The organism is Acidithiobacillus sp. HP-11 (assembly GCF_015100075.1).
Taxonomy (GTDB): Bacteria; Pseudomonadota; Gammaproteobacteria; order Acidithiobacillales; family Acidithiobacillaceae; genus Acidithiobacillus; species Acidithiobacillus thiooxidans.
The window spans coordinates 97606-113369 of record NZ_JACKYY010000001.1; the positions used below are offsets into that span (position 1 = coordinate 97606).

At 54.7% G+C, this 15764-nt stretch carries 13 protein-coding genes; 7 read left to right on the top strand and 6 right to left on the bottom strand.

The features are described 5' to 3' along the window. Positions 1 to 28: 28 nt before the first annotated feature. The 6 genes from murJ (at position 29) to H7F08_RS00500 (ending at position 6781) form a co-directional block, all read left to right on the top strand. Positions 29 to 1579: a murein biosynthesis integral membrane protein MurJ gene (gene murJ / locus H7F08_RS00475; protein WP_193639652.1), complete on the top strand. Its 1551-nt coding sequence runs from the start codon at positions 29 to 31 to the stop codon at positions 1577 to 1579. Next, positions 1572 to 2021, top strand: coding sequence for a DUF2203 family protein (locus tag H7F08_RS00480; protein ID WP_010637861.1), 450 nt, complete (start codon positions 1572 to 1574; stop codon positions 2019 to 2021). Before murJ ends, H7F08_RS00480 begins: the two co-directional genes overlap by 8 nt. A gap of 66 nt (positions 2022 to 2087) precedes the next feature. Then, the gene (locus H7F08_RS00485) at positions 2088 to 3014 is read left to right on the top strand and encodes a bifunctional riboflavin kinase/FAD synthetase (RefSeq protein ID WP_010637859.1); all 927 of its coding nucleotides are present in this window, start codon (positions 2088 to 2090) and stop codon (positions 3012 to 3014) included. Between the two features lie 14 nt (positions 3015 to 3028). Continuing rightward, positions 3029 to 5851: an isoleucine--tRNA ligase gene (ileS, locus tag H7F08_RS00490; protein ID WP_193639653.1), complete on the top strand. Its 2823-nt coding sequence runs from the start codon at positions 3029 to 3031 to the stop codon at positions 5849 to 5851. Next, positions 5851 to 6309: a signal peptidase II gene (lspA, locus tag H7F08_RS00495; RefSeq protein ID WP_010637856.1), complete on the top strand. Its 459-nt coding sequence runs from the start codon at positions 5851 to 5853 to the stop codon at positions 6307 to 6309. The genes ileS and lspA overlap by 1 nt, the downstream gene beginning before the upstream one ends. A gap of 253 nt (positions 6310 to 6562) precedes the next feature. After that, positions 6563 to 6781 (top strand): hypothetical protein, encoded by a 219-nt coding sequence (locus tag H7F08_RS00500; protein ID WP_024893642.1) that lies wholly within the window; start codon positions 6563 to 6565, stop codon positions 6779 to 6781. Positions 6782 to 6784: 3 nt separating this feature from the next. Here H7F08_RS00500 and H7F08_RS00505 read toward each other — a convergent pair whose 3' ends face one another. The 4 genes from H7F08_RS00505 to H7F08_RS00520 all read right to left on the bottom strand — a co-directional run bounded on the left by H7F08_RS00505 (position 6785) and on the right by H7F08_RS00520 (position 10563). Next, a complete protein-coding gene (locus tag H7F08_RS00505; RefSeq protein ID WP_193639654.1) occupies positions 6785 to 7393 on the bottom strand; it encodes a hypothetical protein in 609 nt (202 codons plus the stop codon). A gap of 23 nt (positions 7394 to 7416) precedes the next feature. Then, positions 7417 to 8163 (bottom strand): SDR family NAD(P)-dependent oxidoreductase, encoded by a 747-nt coding sequence (locus H7F08_RS00510; protein WP_081577356.1) that lies wholly within the window; start codon positions 8161 to 8163, stop codon positions 7417 to 7419. Then, positions 8160 to 8735: a thioredoxin family protein gene (locus tag H7F08_RS00515; protein ID WP_081577355.1), complete on the bottom strand. Its 576-nt coding sequence runs from the start codon at positions 8733 to 8735 to the stop codon at positions 8160 to 8162. Before H7F08_RS00515 ends, H7F08_RS00510 begins: the two co-directional genes overlap by 4 nt. A 64-nt stretch (positions 8736 to 8799) precedes the next feature. After that, entirely contained in the window at positions 8800 to 10563 is a 1764-nt protein-coding gene (locus H7F08_RS00520; RefSeq protein WP_193639655.1) for an ABC transporter ATP-binding protein/permease, read from the bottom strand. Between the two features lie 122 nt (positions 10564 to 10685). On the opposite strand from H7F08_RS00520, the gene H7F08_RS00525 reads away from it, so the two are divergent. Beyond that, positions 10686 to 11168, top strand: coding sequence for a DsrE family protein (locus H7F08_RS00525; RefSeq protein WP_010637846.1), 483 nt, complete (start codon positions 10686 to 10688; stop codon positions 11166 to 11168). Between the two features lie 7 nt (positions 11169 to 11175). Here the strand turns inward: H7F08_RS00525 and H7F08_RS00530 are convergent, their stop codons facing one another. Then, complete coding sequence (locus H7F08_RS00530; RefSeq protein ID WP_081577354.1) at positions 11176 to 11979, bottom strand: carbon-nitrogen hydrolase family protein; 804 nt, start codon at positions 11977 to 11979, stop codon at positions 11176 to 11178. A gap of 3 nt (positions 11980 to 11982) precedes the next feature. After that, a complete protein-coding gene (locus H7F08_RS00535; RefSeq protein ID WP_193639656.1) occupies positions 11983 to 15654 on the bottom strand; it encodes a YhdP family protein in 3672 nt (1223 codons plus the stop codon). Positions 15655 to 15764 lie beyond the last annotated feature (110 nt).

Here is a 15764-nt window from a genome sequence, read left to right on the forward strand (position 1 = left end):
GGATGCTTCCGTCCTCTTTTGTGCGTTTATGAGTAAACACCCACTGCGCAGTGTATTGAAAGTCGGAAGCAATACCATGCTTTCCCGACTGCTTGGTTTCGCCCGCGACATTATACTTGCGCATTTGTTCGGGGCCGGGGAAATGGCTGATGCTTTTTTTGTGGCCTTCCGGATTCCCAACCTGTTTCGCCGACTGTTTGGGGAAGGCGCCTTCTCGCAATCATTCGTTCCGGTTCTGGGAGAATACCGGACCCAGCGTACGACGGAGGAAGCTCAGGCGTTTGTCGCCGATATCAGTGGCTGGCTGGCCCTGACCCTGGCCGTGGTCACACTGATCGGCATTCTCGCTGCCAGCGCCGTAGTTTACGCCATAGCTCCGGGGTTTGCTGCTAACCCCGGCAAATTCCAGCTGACCGTGGAATTACTGCGGATTACTTTTCCCTATCTCTTTCTGATCTCACTGGTGGCGCTGGCTGGTGGTGTGCTCAATACCCATGGCCATTTTACGGTGCCTGCTTTTACGCCGGTTTTCCTGAATCTCAGCATTATTGCCACCGCATTATTCTGGGCACCGCATCTTGCCCAACCGGTTATCGCCGTAGCCTGGGGTGTGTTGATTGGTGGCGTGGTACAGCTTCTGTTTCAGTTTCCAGCCCTGAAAAAACTGGGATATTTGCGCTGGCCGCGCCTGCGCCGCCGTGATCCGGGCGTCGCCAAGGTCTTGCGCCTGATGGGACCGGCAGCTTTCGGCGCATCGGTCGCTCAGATCAATTTATTCCTGAATACCATCCTGGCCTCTCTGGTCGGGGCGAATGTGGTTTCCTATCTTTATTACTCTGACCGGTTGGTGGAATTTCCTCTGGGCGTTTTCGGGGTCGCCTTGGGAACCGTGGTATTACCTCTGCTATCCAGGCAGGCGGCTGAGGGTTCTGCGCAATTTCCAGAAACCCTGGACTGGGCGCTGCGTCTGACCTGGCTGATCGGCCTTCCGGCGACGGTCGGTCTGCTGGTTCTGGCGCAGCCACTTTTGATCAGCCTGTTTCGCTACGGTGCCTATAGCGCTGAAGATGCCTGGCAGAGCAGTCTGAGTCTGATGGGTTATGGTATTGGCATATTACCCATCATTGCTGCACGCGTCCTTGCCCCGGCTTTTTATGCGCATCAAAATACTCGAACGCCCGTCCGTTTCGGCATGATCAGCGTGGCAGTCAACATGGTCATCAGCCTGATTCTCGCCTGGCCCCTGCAACAATTGGGTTTGGCCATTGCCACCAGCACAGCAGCACTGGTGAATGCCATTCTGCTCTGGCGCCGCCTGCATCGAGATGGTGTTTATCAAATGCAGGCGGGCTGGCCGCCCTTCTTGCTGAAATCTGGTGCCATGGCGATTATCATGGGCTTGGTGTTATTGAGCTTGCGCGGCGATACTGCACTGTGGCTGGCCCTACCCTTGTGGGAAAGACTCCTGCGGATCCTCGGTCTGGTGCTTTTAGCGGCCGTTCTGTATCTGGGTGGCACCTGGGCTTTGGGCATCCACGAGTTGCGCGATATTATCCGAAGGAGAACTGACCGTGCCTGAAACGGACGGATTACATGGACATGGAGATTCGGTATTTGCCATTCAGCGACCGGGTCAGATTCGCGTGTTCACACTGCTGGAAGCCCGGCAAATTTTTCCTTTAGTCCGCAACATTACCGCCCAGGCTGTTGATGAACTCTCTCCGGTTCTGGAGTCGATGAGGGCCAATATGGAAAACCATCTTCTTTTGCAGCAACAGGAAATCCACTACGAAGAAATTGTGCAGCGCTGGATCAATAAAATGGAGCGTCTGGGGGTGGTCGTTTCGGGATTATGGCTGGTGGATTTTGATACAGGCGATGGTTATTTGTGCTGGCGCCATCCAGAACCCGTGCTGGATTACTACCATGGTCATGAGCAGGGCTTCGGTCAGCGCCGCCCTTTGCAGGAGGTTATCCGGGAACAGCAACCCGAGTGGGCAGACTGCACACCCATGATCTAGGGTTCTCCATGAATTTAGGCTAATATGTCGCCATTTTACCGTGAAACGGATCGCAAATAATCCCGCATGAATTTCCCAGGCTTTTTCCATAGACGCAGCCATTGTCCTGCCAGCTCAGCGCTGGCGGTCAGTATCGGCAATTTTGACGGTGTTCATAGAGGACATCAGGCCTTGCTGCAGTCCCTGCGCCAAAGTGATTTAGCGACGGCGGTTTTGACCTTTGAACCCCTCCCCCGGGAGTTTTTTCAGACATCCCGGGCCGCACCCCGACTGAGCAGTCTCCGTGAAAAAATCGACGCGCTGCGTCACTACGACGTAGATCAAATTTACTGCCTGCCTTTTGATCAAGCTCTGGCCCGGCTTTCCGCTGAAGATTTCATTACGCGCATTTTGGTGCAGCGATTACAATGTCGCTTTCTGGTGGTTGGCCATGACTTTCGTTTCGGGGCAGCGCGGCGGGGTGATCTGGAGATGCTGCAGCACTTCGGTCGCCAATATGGTTTTGCCGTCATGGAACAGCCAGCCTTCAGCCTCGACGGCCAACGCGTCAGCAGCACCGGAATTCGTGCGGCATTGCTGGCAGGTAACCTGGACCAGGCCAGGCACTGGTTGGGCAGACCCTATACCCTCTGTGGTAAAATCGTTCACGGTGATCATCTGGGTCGGGAACTGGGCTTCCCCACCGCCAACATTCCCCTGAATCGCCGCCCCGTTCCGGTCAAAGGAATTTTTGCCGGGCGTCTGCACAGCCCTCAAGGAAGCTGGATAGCCGCCATCAGTATCGGCTTGCGACCTACCGTCGGCGGTAAGCAAATGGTGCTGGAGGCCCACTGCCTGGATGCCGACAGTCCTGATCTTTATGGACAGCGCGTTCAGGTAGAACTGCATCAGCAATTACGTCATGAAGAAAAGTACCCGGATCTCGATGCCCTCAAGGCAGCCATTGCCCGGGATATTATCAATACCCGCCGTTTTTTTGCCGAACACCCTTAGGATTTTCAAAACTCATGGACTACAAGCTGACACTGAACCTTCCCCAAACGGACTTTCCCATGCAGGGCAAACTTCCGGAACGCGAACCGGCGACACTGGCGCGCTGGCAGGAGCATGATTTGTATGCCGCCATCCAGGCGGCGCGCAGTAACGCTCCGGTATTTATCCTGCATGACGGCCCGCCTTACGCCAATGGCAAAATTCACATAGGCCATGCGGTCAATAAAATCCTCAAGGACATCATCAATAAAAGCAAATTGAGTGAAGGTTACCGGGTCCCCTATGTGCCGGGCTGGGATTGTCATGGCTTACCCATTGAAATCCAGGTGGAAAAGGAACTGGGACGCCCCGGAGAAAAAGTCAGTGCCCAGGAATTTCGCAACGCCTGCAGGACCTACGCAGAAGGCCAGATTGTAGGACAACGGCAGGATTTTGAACGACTCGGCATCCTCGGCGACTGGCAGCATCCCTATCTGACCATGCATTTCGCAGCAGAAGCCAATATTCTTCGGGAACTTGGTCGCTTGACCGTCAATAGTCAGATAGTACGCGGTGCCAAACCCGTCCACTGGTGTGTGGATTGTGGTAGTGCACTGGCCGAAGCGGAAGTCGAATATCAGGATCGCACGGATCCCTCCATTGATGTGGCTTTTGCCGTTGCCAATCCGGCTGACCTGCAGCAACGGCTGGGGCTGAAAGAGGCTGTCGCAGCCAGCGTGGTCATCTGGACCACCACCCCATGGACTTTACCCGCCAATCAGGCGGTCGCCGTACATCCTGATTATGCTTATGTGCTCCTGCGCAGCGGGCATCGCCATATTCTGGTGGCTGCCGATCTGGCCGAAAGCACCCTCGCCCGTTATGGGGAAACCCCGGAAAATGGTCCTGCCATTCTGGCAGAATGCACCGGATCGCAGCTCGAAGGACTGATTCTGCAGCATCCTTTTCTGGATCGTCAGGTTCCGGTCATTCTCGGCCAACACGTTACCCTGGAAGCCGGTACCGGATGTGTGCACACCGCGCCTGCGCATGGCGTGGAGGACTATGAGGCCAGTCGTCATTATCATCTGCCGGTAGAAAGCCCCTTACAGGATAACGGCCGCTTGCGTGATGACCTGCCCCGTGGTCTTGGCGGGCTGAATATTCGTCAAGCCAACGAAAAAATCATCGAACTGCTGCAGGAGGAAGATGCCCTACTGCATCTGGAAAAAATCCGCCATAGCTATCCCCATTGCTGGCGACACAAGACGCCCCTGCTGTTTCGGGCGACACCGCAATGGTTTATCAGCATGTCTGCCAACCAGCTCCGCGACAAGGCTCTCTCTGCCATAGAAGCAACGCGCTGGATTCCCGACTGGGGTCAGGAGCGCATTGCCGGCATGATCCGTCAGCGCCCGGACTGGTGTATTTCCCGGCAAAGAGCCTGGGGCGTACCCATTGCCCTGTTTTTCTGCGGCCAGTGTGGTGAACCGCTGCGCGATGCGGCAACTTTCGAACGGATTGCTCAGGCGGTGGAAGCTAACGGTGTTGATGCCTGGTTCACCCAGCCTGCCGAAGATTTTCTGCCTGCAGAAGTGCATTGTGCAGCCTGTGGACATGATCATTTTCACAAGAGCACGGATATTCTTGACGTCTGGTTTGATTCCGGCTCGACCCACGCCTTTGTCCTGGAGCAGCGTCCGGAACTGCAGAGTCCTGCCGATCTGTATCTGGAAGGTTCAGATCAACATCGTGGCTGGTTTCAGTCTTCGCTGCTGGAGTCTGTGGCGAGCCGGGGGCGTGCACCGTTCAAGGCGGTTTTGACCCATGGCTTCACGGTGGATGGTGAAGGCCGCAAGATGAGCAAGTCAGTGGGTAACGTCATCGCCCCGCAGAGCATTATCGACCGTTATGGTGCGGATATTCTGCGCCTCTGGGTGGCTTCGGCAGATTACCGGGGCGAAATTCCCATTTCCGATGCCATCGTCAAGCAATTGGGGGATAGCTATCGGCGCATTCGTAATACGGCCCGCTACATTCTGGGCAACACCCACGATTTTGACTTCGCAAAAGACGCACTGCCCGCAGCAGAGTTGCTGGAAATGGATCGCTGGATGCTGGCGCGCACCGCACTGTTGCAGGAAGAAATTCGTGCGGCCTATGCTGAATACCAATTTCTCAAGGTCCAGCAAAAGCTCCATCATTTTTGTTCCATTGATCTGGGCGGCCTCTATCTGGACGTACTCAAGGATCGCCTCTATACCTCACCGGCTGCTTCTCGCGCCCGCCGTTCCGCACAAACTGTCCTCTGGCTGATGCTGGAAGCCATGGTCCGCTGGATGGCACCCGTCCTGAGCTTTACCGCAGAAGAAATCTGGCAGGAAATGCGCGATCGGCCAGCACCCAGCGTGTTTTTTGGTGAATACCCAGACCTCCCTTTGCCCGCAGATACCGTTGCGCTGAACGCCCGCTGGGAGCGTCTCAGTCAATTACGGGATGCGGTCAATGCGGCGCTGGAACTGCTACGTCAGGACAAGCAAATCGGCTCGGGTCTGGATGCCGAACTGCAGATTTATGCCAACGATGACTGGCAGGCGTTTCTGCACCCTCTGGGAGAAGAACTGCGCTATTTTTTGATGACTTCCGCCTGCAGCATCCATGCCTACTCCGAGCGACCGGAAAACAGCGCCGAACTGGTTCCCGGAGTTGCCCTGCAGGTACAAACGAGCACAGCCAGCAAATGTGCACGGTGCTGGCATCGCCGTCATGATGTCGGCCAGCATGCCGGACATCCGGAAATTTGTGGTCGTTGTGTAAGCAATCTTGAATTACCAGGCGAACAACGGGAGTTCTGCTGATGTTACGTTACCTTTGGCTGTCTTTTGCCGTCATCCTTGCAGATCAGGGCGTCAAACTCTGGCTGAGTCACATCTGGCGGGTGGGACAGGGTATTGTCGTCATCCCCGGCCTCCTGAATTTTCGCCTCGTTCATAATACGGGGGCTGCTTTCAGTTTTCTGGCAGGTGCAGGCGGTTGGCAGCGCTGGCTGCTCATTGGTATTGCCCTGCTGGTCGTTGTCGTCATTGTCGCCATCCTGCGTCGCCTCAAACCCGGCAGCACCTGGACCGCCATCGCTCTCGCACTCATTCTTGGCGGTGCTGTAGGCAATCTGATTGATCGCATTCGCCTCGGCTATGTAGTGGACTTCATTGGGGCGCACTGGGGTTCTTTATATTGGCCTTACTTCAATATTGCCGATAGCGCCATTTCCATCGGGGCGGTAATTCTGGTTCTGGACGCTTTCCGCCGGCATTAGCCTTCCGGTTACAATAACGTCCCCTTGAGCAGTGGGGAGTTTTTGCGACACCGGCCAAAGTCGCGGCAAAGCTTCCCGACCCACCGCCGGTTTTAGGGGGCACCCTGTAAAAACGGGCACCTTGTCGTCAAAACGTGACAGAAAGCGGCCAACTGACCGTTCGGATAATTCTAGTAAATTGATTTTTCACAATTATTTTTATTGGCACGCTCCTTGCTTTATTGTTTTCAATAGAAAGCTAAGGAGACAGCAGATGGATAACAGCACAAATTTATTGGCGGCTTTGCGTCGGGTTCGCAGCTTCCCCAGTTACTCTTCTTTCATGGCAGGACATGAAAGACAACGCATCAAACGGGAATTACAGAAACGCCTGCTCCGCCTGCGCCGGCAACGACAGGTTCAGCAACACCCCAACTTTGTGACCAAACAACAACAAATTGCCAGCGGTATTTTTCAGCATATTTTTCACTGAAACTTAGACGCAGGCGCGCTGAATATCCTTTCCGCACTCCTGCAAAAACTGCCAGCGTGCCACCCACTCATGCACTGGATGGAAAGAGGCTCCAGCAATCGCCTGACGAAAAGCTTCGAGATCTTTTTCGACCTGTTTCAAAACACTGAGTAAACGTCGCAAGCGCCCAGGATCTCCCTTGCGTTTGGCCGTTTCTATGGCCTCTCTGGCGACAGCCAGGGCACGAGGAAAGTCCATCGCTTGACGCAAAGCCGCGTCCCGTTTTTTTCTTTCTCCCCCAGCTTCGCGATCCGGTATGCGGGGCACCCGTTGTTGCCATTCTTTCAATAAATCAAGGGACTGCTTTTCGAGATCCATACGCAGCTTTTCTGTAGAGCCTGCCAACATACGGGCACTTTTGAGTTTACGATCATCGTGACGAAGACGAGCCTGCCTGGTAAGACCCAGGGCAAGATCCTGCTCACTGACCAGTCCTTCAGCAATCAGCAACTTCCCCAGACGTTCACTCCCTTGCTTTTGATGGCGGAGAGCGCGTTCAAGCTGTTCCAGAGAAATAAATCCGCGCTGCAACAGCACTTGCCCAATACGGCGCTTTTCTTGTTCGTTTATCATTATTTTCTGCGCCGGTAGACGCTTTAATCCCTGTGTACCAGCCCGGCTCGCGCCTGAGCACGTGGTTTTATAATGATTTCATCAATATTGACATGGGCAGGACGGCTGACCACCCAGCTAATGGCGTCGGCAATATCTGCTGCCACCAAAGGCTCCATACCTGCATATACACTCGCTGCACGTTCTGCATCTCCGGCAAAGCGCACCAGACTGAATTCGGTTTCCACCAGTCCCGGATCTATTTCGGTAATGCGGATGGGTTTGCCCAACCATTCCACGCGCAGGGTTTCAGTAATCGCCTTGACCGCATGTTTGCAGGCCGTATAACCGCCACCACCGGCATAGGTTTCATGGGCGGCAATACTGCCGATATTGACCAGATGCCCAACGCCCGAAGAAGCTTTCAACAGTCGTGGATAAAGTGCCTTACTCATCCGCGCCAGGCCCAGCACATTGCTGTCCCACATGCGTTGCCAGTGGGATTCCTCCATCTCGGCAATCGGCTCAAGGCCCAGCGCACCACCAGCATTATTGACCAGAATATCTACAGCCTCGGGCAACTGATCGACAAACTGACAGACACTTTCCGTGTCAGTGACATCCAGAGTCAGGGCCACCCCCTGAATTTCTTTTGCCAATGCCTGCAGTCTTTCCAGACGGCGGGCACCGACGTAGACCTTACATCCCTGATGTGCAAGCTGACGGGCTGTTTCTGCGCCAATACCCGATGATGCCCCCGTAACCACGGCACAGCGCTGAACGGGAATCATGCCCAACCCTCCGGTTCATTACCGGCTCGCCACTTGATGCTGCAACCCACACTGGGCAGGACTTTTGCCGGAGGCTCACGCTTTTCCAGCACGGCAGCTACCGCTTCCGATAAATCTTTTCCGGTAACCGGCAGCGTATTTTTGGGACGACTGTCATCAAACTGACCATGGTAAAAAAGCTTGCCTGCCTGATCAAAAAGGAAAATGTCCGGGGTACAAACGGCGTTGAAGGCCTTCGCTACGGCTTGATCTGCATCAAAAAGATAGGGAAAGTCATAACCGGCACGCTGCGCTTCGGCAGGCATTTTCTCGGGGGCATCCTCAGGATAGGTGTCCGGATCATTACTGTTGATCGCCACCACCTGAACTCCCTGATTTTGCCACTGACGGGCCAACTCGCCCAGCTGCCTGCTGATATGCAGTACATAAGGACAATGGTTGCAGATAAACAGCACCAGTAAGGGCTTGCCCCGGGCGGATGTACTGGACCAAAGCGTACTCTGCCCTCCCTCTGGCAAAGAAAAAGCGGGCATGGCGCCACCAACGGGTAAATCTTTTGCGGTCATTGCCATAATTGCATCTCCTAAATTTCCTGATGATGAGCCGAAGCTCGACTTTGTGTTGATCGTTTGCCGGTCATGCAGGTGCCGGGTGCAAACCATCTGCTGGGCCTTGCTGTTGGACGACTTCCAGCACCCAGGCACCATTACCCTGCAGGCGCAGGCAATGCTGGTGGTGCTGCAGCAAACTGGAGCGATGACCGACACTGATGATTGCGCTTTCCGGAAGGGCTTCGACCAGCAATTGATATAGTCGGTTTTCGGCGGGCTCATCCAGAGCCGAACTCGCCTCATCCAGAAATATCCACTGCGGTTTTTGCACCAGCACCCTCGCGAAAGCCAGACGCTGCTGTTCCCCCAAGGATAACACATGCGACCAGAGCCGGGAGTCATCCAGCTTGTCGGCAAGACTACTCATATCAACCCTGCGCAAAATCTGTTGCAGTTGCTTATCATCCACACTGGCGCCAAAGGGATACACCAGAACATCCCGGAGGGTACCCAGAGGCAAGTAAGGTTTTTGGGGAAGAAACAAGGGGCGCTCTCCTTCGGGTAGCCCGATTTCTCCGTCACCAAAAGGCCAGATACCTGCCAGACTGCGGATCAGCGTACTTTTTCCGCCACCGGAAGGCCCCATGATCAACAGTCGCTCACGACGACGGACGTCGAGATTCAGGTCATGCACCAGTTCCCGGCCATCGGGCAGGCGCACATTGAGATGCTTGACCTGCAGGTTGGGCGCGTTTTTCCGTTCAATCTGATAGTGGGTTTCACGGATGACCCGCACCTCGTCCATGGATTGTTCAAAAAAGCGCAAACGATCGACGACTGCATGCCAGTTGGCCAGACTGCTGTAACTGCTGACAATAAAGGAAAGCGCACCCTGCACCTGGGAAAAAGCGGAGGCGATTTGCTGCAGTCCGCCGATGCCAATGGCTTTATTCACAAAATAGGCAGGCATGCTGACAATAATCGGGAAAATAATGGCCGCCTGACCATACCCTGACACCCACCAGTTCAGGCGCATGGATCGCCAGATGATCCGCCAGTAATTCGCATACACTTCGGCAAAACGCCGGAGAAAATGGTGGCGTTCTTCGTTTTCACCTCCATATAAAGCTACGCTCTCGCTGTTTTCTCGCAGACGCATCATGCTGAAACGGAAATCCGCCTGATAGCGTTCCTGATTAAAATTGAGCTTGATCAGCGGGCGGCCAATAAGCGCTGTCAGAATGGTTCCAAATACGGCGTATATCAATGCAGCCCAAACCAGATAACCGGGAATGGTGTATAAAGCCCCATTCCAGGGGATGGTAATCATGGCCGACAATTCCCAGAGCATGAACACAAAGGCCGCCAGAGTCGTTACTGAACTGAGCAGGCCAATGATGATGTTCAGGGTCTGGCTGGTAAAACTGGCCAGATCCTCGCTGATACGCTGGTCGGGGTTATCTGTGCCATCGCCGAGCACCTGCATATGGTAAAATGTGCTTTTGGACAACCAGTTGTCGAGATAATGGCGGGTCAGCCAACGTCGCCAGCGGATTTCCAGCATCTGGGTAAAAAAAGTCTGGGATACGGCGGCTATGATGTAGGCTGTCGCCAGCAACAGAAAAATCAGCATCTGATGCCAGGCCGCATTGACGGCAAAACGCTGCAAGGCATTCCAGAAAACGGCATACCATTGGGTAATGCGGTAGGAAATAAATACCATAAACAGGTTGAGAATAATGATCAACGCGAAAACACCCCGCGCACTCCAGCGCTCTTCTGAATGCCACCAGTATGGCTTGCTGATACGCCACAAGTCGCGAAAAAACGCTCCGTTAAACTGCTTCATGCACACTCCCCAACCATAAAAACCTGCAACATCTCAACGCTCCTCCGGTCTTCGCGCATTCCCCGGCTTAATTATTGCTATGCTTCAAGGGATGTCTTATCTGTAAAGCTCAGGAGAATAGCATGACCCAATCCAAAAACCATTCCCGTCGTCAGTTTATCGGAGGTATTGCTGCTGTTGCTGGAGTCGGTGCCCTGGCCATCAGCAATCAGGGCAACGCCCAGGGCATGATGGGGCCAACCAAAAACAAGGTAGTGTTTCAACTCAACAAGTCCGATCCGGCTTATATTCTGGACATCCTGCATAGTGCTGCCGTCGTCCTCGGCCATTTCAACAGCGATGCCGACATTGTCATCGACTGCTTCGGACCCGGCCTCTGGTTGCTGGTCAAGGCCCCGAAAAATCATCAACATTACGAAAAATTCATTATGGAACAGGTAGAAAGCCTGCACATGTATGGCGTGGTTTTCAACGCCTGTGAACAGACCATGAAAACCATCCACATCGACAAGGCAGATCTGATTCCACAGGCGGTGCCCGTGTTTAGCGGCGCGGTGGATCTCATTACCCTGCAGCAAAAAGGTTATGCCTATATCGCCTGGTAGGAAACCCTCAGTCCAGTTGCCGATGTTGCAGAGCGGGTAACTGCTTTCGGCAACTTTGCAGGTAATCCCTGTCCATTCCAGCCATCACCCATCCCGGCCCCTGTTCCATGCGGGCCAGGACCTGCCCCCAGGGGTCAATAATCATGCTGCAGCCAAACGTCTGGCGACCATTCTGATGCAGACCACCCTGATCGGCAGCCAGCACGTACGCCTGATTTTCGATGGCTCGGGCGCGCAGCAAACTTTCCCAGTGGGCGGCACCCGTTTGTCGGGTGAAAGCGCTTGGCACCACCAGCAGTTCGGCACCAGCGTAATGACGATACAACTCCGGGAAACGCAAATCATAACAAATGGAGAGCCCCAGTTGACCCCAAGGGGTTTCTACCTGAACGGGCAGCTTGCCCGGCGCGATACTGCGGGATTCACGATAGGTTTCCCCACCAGCCAGATTGACATCAAAAAGATGGATTTTGTCGTAACGCGCACGGCGCTGGCCTTCATTATCGTAAACCAGACAAGCTGCAAAGCAGCGTCCGTCAGGCGCCGCAATGGGGATGCTGCCGCCCACCAGCCAGCAGTCCTGTTGCCGCGCCTGATCCGCCAGCCAGGACTGAATAACACCTTCACCATCAGGTTCCATCAGCGCGAGTTTGTCTGTTTCATGACGTCCCATAAAGGCAAAATTCTCGGGCAGCAGGATCAGCTTCGCTCCCTCACGAGCGGCCTCCCGAATCAGCCCTGCGGCTTGCTCAAAATTTTCTGAAGGGATATCCGAAGAAACCATCTGAATCACGGCAAGCTGAGCGTCCATGCGTTATTTATCCTTTGCTGACGACGACGATATGCGAGTAACCATGGGGTGCTCCCAAGAGCCTTGGGCTAGATAGTTTAATTCTAGCACCTTACCCGAATGCCCAAACAGTGCCGGGCCCAGCAGCGGGAAATCTCCTAGAAGCCAATCAAAACTCTGTAAAGGGTAAACCTGCAAATTCAGGTTCATTTGCTGATCAACCATGTCCAGAGTTCCTGCTCCATGCATGGCCAGCGCACTGGAGTTCAGGCGAATATCCTGACTGCGTGCCAAACCCTTCCCGAGCACAAACTTTGCCGAAAGCGCATGAAAAAACAAACCCTCTCCAAATAGTGGGCGGTAATCCAGAGTGAGCAGGTCTTTCAGCAGGGTTGTTGGGTTCACATAAACCAGCCAGGACACATCCGTCCCCATTTTTTTGAGGCGGCCGTTTTTTATATGGGACTGGATTGTCCCCTGAAGATGCTGCACATTCCAATTCCAGGGTGCGCCCGGCCAGGAAATTTTCCCCGTATAGCGGGCTTGCCCGTATTCCAGACTGTTCATCCCCAGCGCTTCCAGCGCCGGGCCGATATTATGGCTTTGCACGGTTCCCTGCACGGTAGTCATGCCGCCATCATGGGGCAGCCATGCCCCGCTGAGGTCCCAGTGACTGCCGAGCCACTCCCCTTTCAAAGCCGACAGTTGCCAGCCGCTTGGCGAGCGTTCCGCCTGTAAGCTCACATCATGGGCAAGATGCCCCCGCCAATCCAGATGGTCCATATGGGCATCCAGGTCCAGTGGACCACCTGAGGCCCAGGCCGGAGAAGAAGTCATTCCTGAAGCCCGCCGGGCAGACTGCAGAGGTTCGGTCTGCGCAGGGCTGAGTACCAGTTTCTGCACATTCAGGTGAATGGCGGCCGCTTGTGCCGGAATCCTTGCCGCCTGATAAGTGAGCTTGCCTGCAGACTGAGGACTGCGCCAGCGCAAATGCCAATTACGGCCACGGGCTTCTCCCTGCATCCGGGTATGCTGCCAAACCTGTCCCAGCAGTTGCACTTGCTGCCAATGCAGGTCAAAACGAGTGGTTGGCAAGCTGCCTCCCGGGCCACCTGCCGGTAAGAGAGCGAACCATTCATCCACAGGCAGAACCTGACCCTGTCCATCTATCCTCACGCCGTAGCCGGGCATTTTGGGAAGAGGGCCAGCACCCAGACGCAGCGCTGCAGCCCGCCACTGCCAATGCCTGCCTTCGCTTTTCCAGCTCAGCCGGGCTTGGCCTTGAGCGGCGTGAACAGTCAGATCAAAAGCACGATCCCAAAGCCCCTGTCCGGAGATGCTGACGGGGGTCTCATCCGCATAACTCCAATTAAAGGGTGCCGGGAGGGAACTGCGACTACGCTGTAACCGGGCAGATCCCAATAAGCGCAGTCTGCCATTTTCCAGAGTTCCGGATACCTGATAAGGAATCACTCCATGCAGTCTGGATTGCCAGGATTGCGGCAGCGGTAACTGCCCGGCCTGCAGCGACCCCTGCAATTGCATCTGCAGATGAGTCTGCTGGTCAAGCGCTTTGGCTTGTAAACTCACTTGTGCGGGGCCGCCCACAAACTGACCCTGCAGGTTTTTGGCATTGATGGCATCTCGCTGAAAATGAATGGGTCCCGAAATGGATTCAGCTCGCCAGTTTCCCATTTTCACACCGGCTTTTTGCAAAGCAAGCACACCCTGTACCTGGGTTTTTTCATGATGAAATGGCACCTTCAGGGCCAGATGCAACTGTCCTTCCCCGGAAAGTTGCAGGGGCGGCGTTTGCGCATGGCGTAAAATCGGGGTCTGACGCAAACAGGGCAGCAGTTTTGCCATAGCCAGAGGCGTATTGATTTCTGCATACAGAGGCGATGCAAGTGCCGTATCCAGATTGCCAATAGAAACTTGCGCCTCCCGCACCGGAATACCGGAAATATCCCCGTGACTGCGAACGGTCAATGTATTTCCAGTCCACAGCAAACGGGCATCCAGATGCTCCGCATCGGGCCAGCGTGCTGCGTAATGCAAATGCACATTGTGAAAATGCGCCTGCAGATTGAGATGGTCATGATTGTGGTTTTGGGGCAAATGCTGCCAGGGGCCTCGCCAACGCAAATCTGCCTTGTCCAGAGTGCCACTGAGAAAGGCCATGGAAAGCCAGCGCTGCAATGCCGGTGAAATTCCCTGATTCGGCAGAAAAGTGTTGATGTCGCGTGCCGGCAGGTGCTGCAGTCGGGCTTGCAAATGCAATTGTTGTGGACCGATGCTGGCAGTTAGCTGCAAATCTCCAGGACCATGGACAAGCAAAGGGGCAGCCTGCAAAGACCAGTGCTGAGCATTCCAGCGACCGGAAATATGCCCCGATACTTTTTGTAAAAACCAGGAATGCGCAAAATAACGCGGCCAAAATACCTTCAGTTGTCGGCTTTGCAAATGCAGACTGAATTGTTGCGGTTGAAAATCAAGATGGCCGCTCAAACCGTCCAGACCTGGGGCCTGGCCCAGAGCGGGAATATCCAGATCGTCCAGCCGGGTTTGTAGTTGCCAGCCCAGCTTTTGGGAGTTCCGGATTCTTGCAAAATGTACCTGCATGTCCCGCAAGTTTCCGTGCCAGGATGATTGGCGCCAGTTTTGCCAGTGCGCTGGCAACAAAGGGCCGGCGATGTCCATAACCAGCTGAACAGGCAAGCGCTTGGCACTGAAATCACCCTGCAATCGCCCCTTCCAGTGGAGACGCAAGCGGGCGGACAAGGGCTGCGCACTGATCCCGCTGATTGGTGAAATCTCAAGCTGCCCCGAATGAGTAAACCCTTGCCAACGGAGCTGCCCTTGCACCCCGGTCGCTTTCCGCCCTGTAAAACCCGGATGTTGCCATTGAAAATGACCGTCCAAAGCGCTGAGCAAGCCATCCTGCCAGACCAGACTACCCTTTGCACTCAGCATTCCCTGCAGCGCAGGGAAACGGCCATCCAGCTCATGCAACCAGGCCACGGGCAGGCCATGTAGCGCCCATTGCCCATTTCCTGCTGCACCCGCGTACTCCAGACTGCCGCCTTTTGCCCAGTCAAGATGAATCTGCATGTCCGGTCGTAAGCCGCCGGTACTGAGCCACTGCAAATGCAGGTCTGATGAATGCTGATTATCCGGTAGTTCAATCAAAAAATGTTGGATTTGCAGGCGTGCTGGATCCAGTTTGAGATTGAAATGACCGTTGGAATGACCCGGTTTCAGTCCGGCCAACTGCCAATGCCCCCAGTCATTTTTGAGGATTTTTACAGAACCACTGGCCACGTCCAGCTCTCTGACCAGCAGATCGCCCGCGAACAACGGCAAGGCAAAAAACTGCAAGTCCACGTCGTTCAGGGACAAATCCGGATGGGCGGCAGACCCGATCAGCAAGTGCTGAAATTGCACAGTGGGTCCGCCCTTCCATCCGGTCCGGATGACACTCAGTTGCACGGGTTCCGAGAAATGCTCTACCAGGGCGTTGCGCAGACAATCCCGGAGCAATTCCGGCCTATATATGAAAAGCAGATAGGCGGCGAGTATCAGCAGCATCGCACCCGCGACCAGCACTGCTGAAACCCGGGCGAACCCAACAGCCAGGCTGCGCAGGGACTGTCGCAGTCCTGCCTGATGCGGGGCATCAGCATGGGCATCAGCCATGATGCCCGGTCGATGTCGGTAAAAATGCCGAGGAAATACGCGAAGTTCCTGAGTAGCAAAAGAAAATATACGGGGATTACAGGGATCGTATCATAACCATCTTCAGGTAC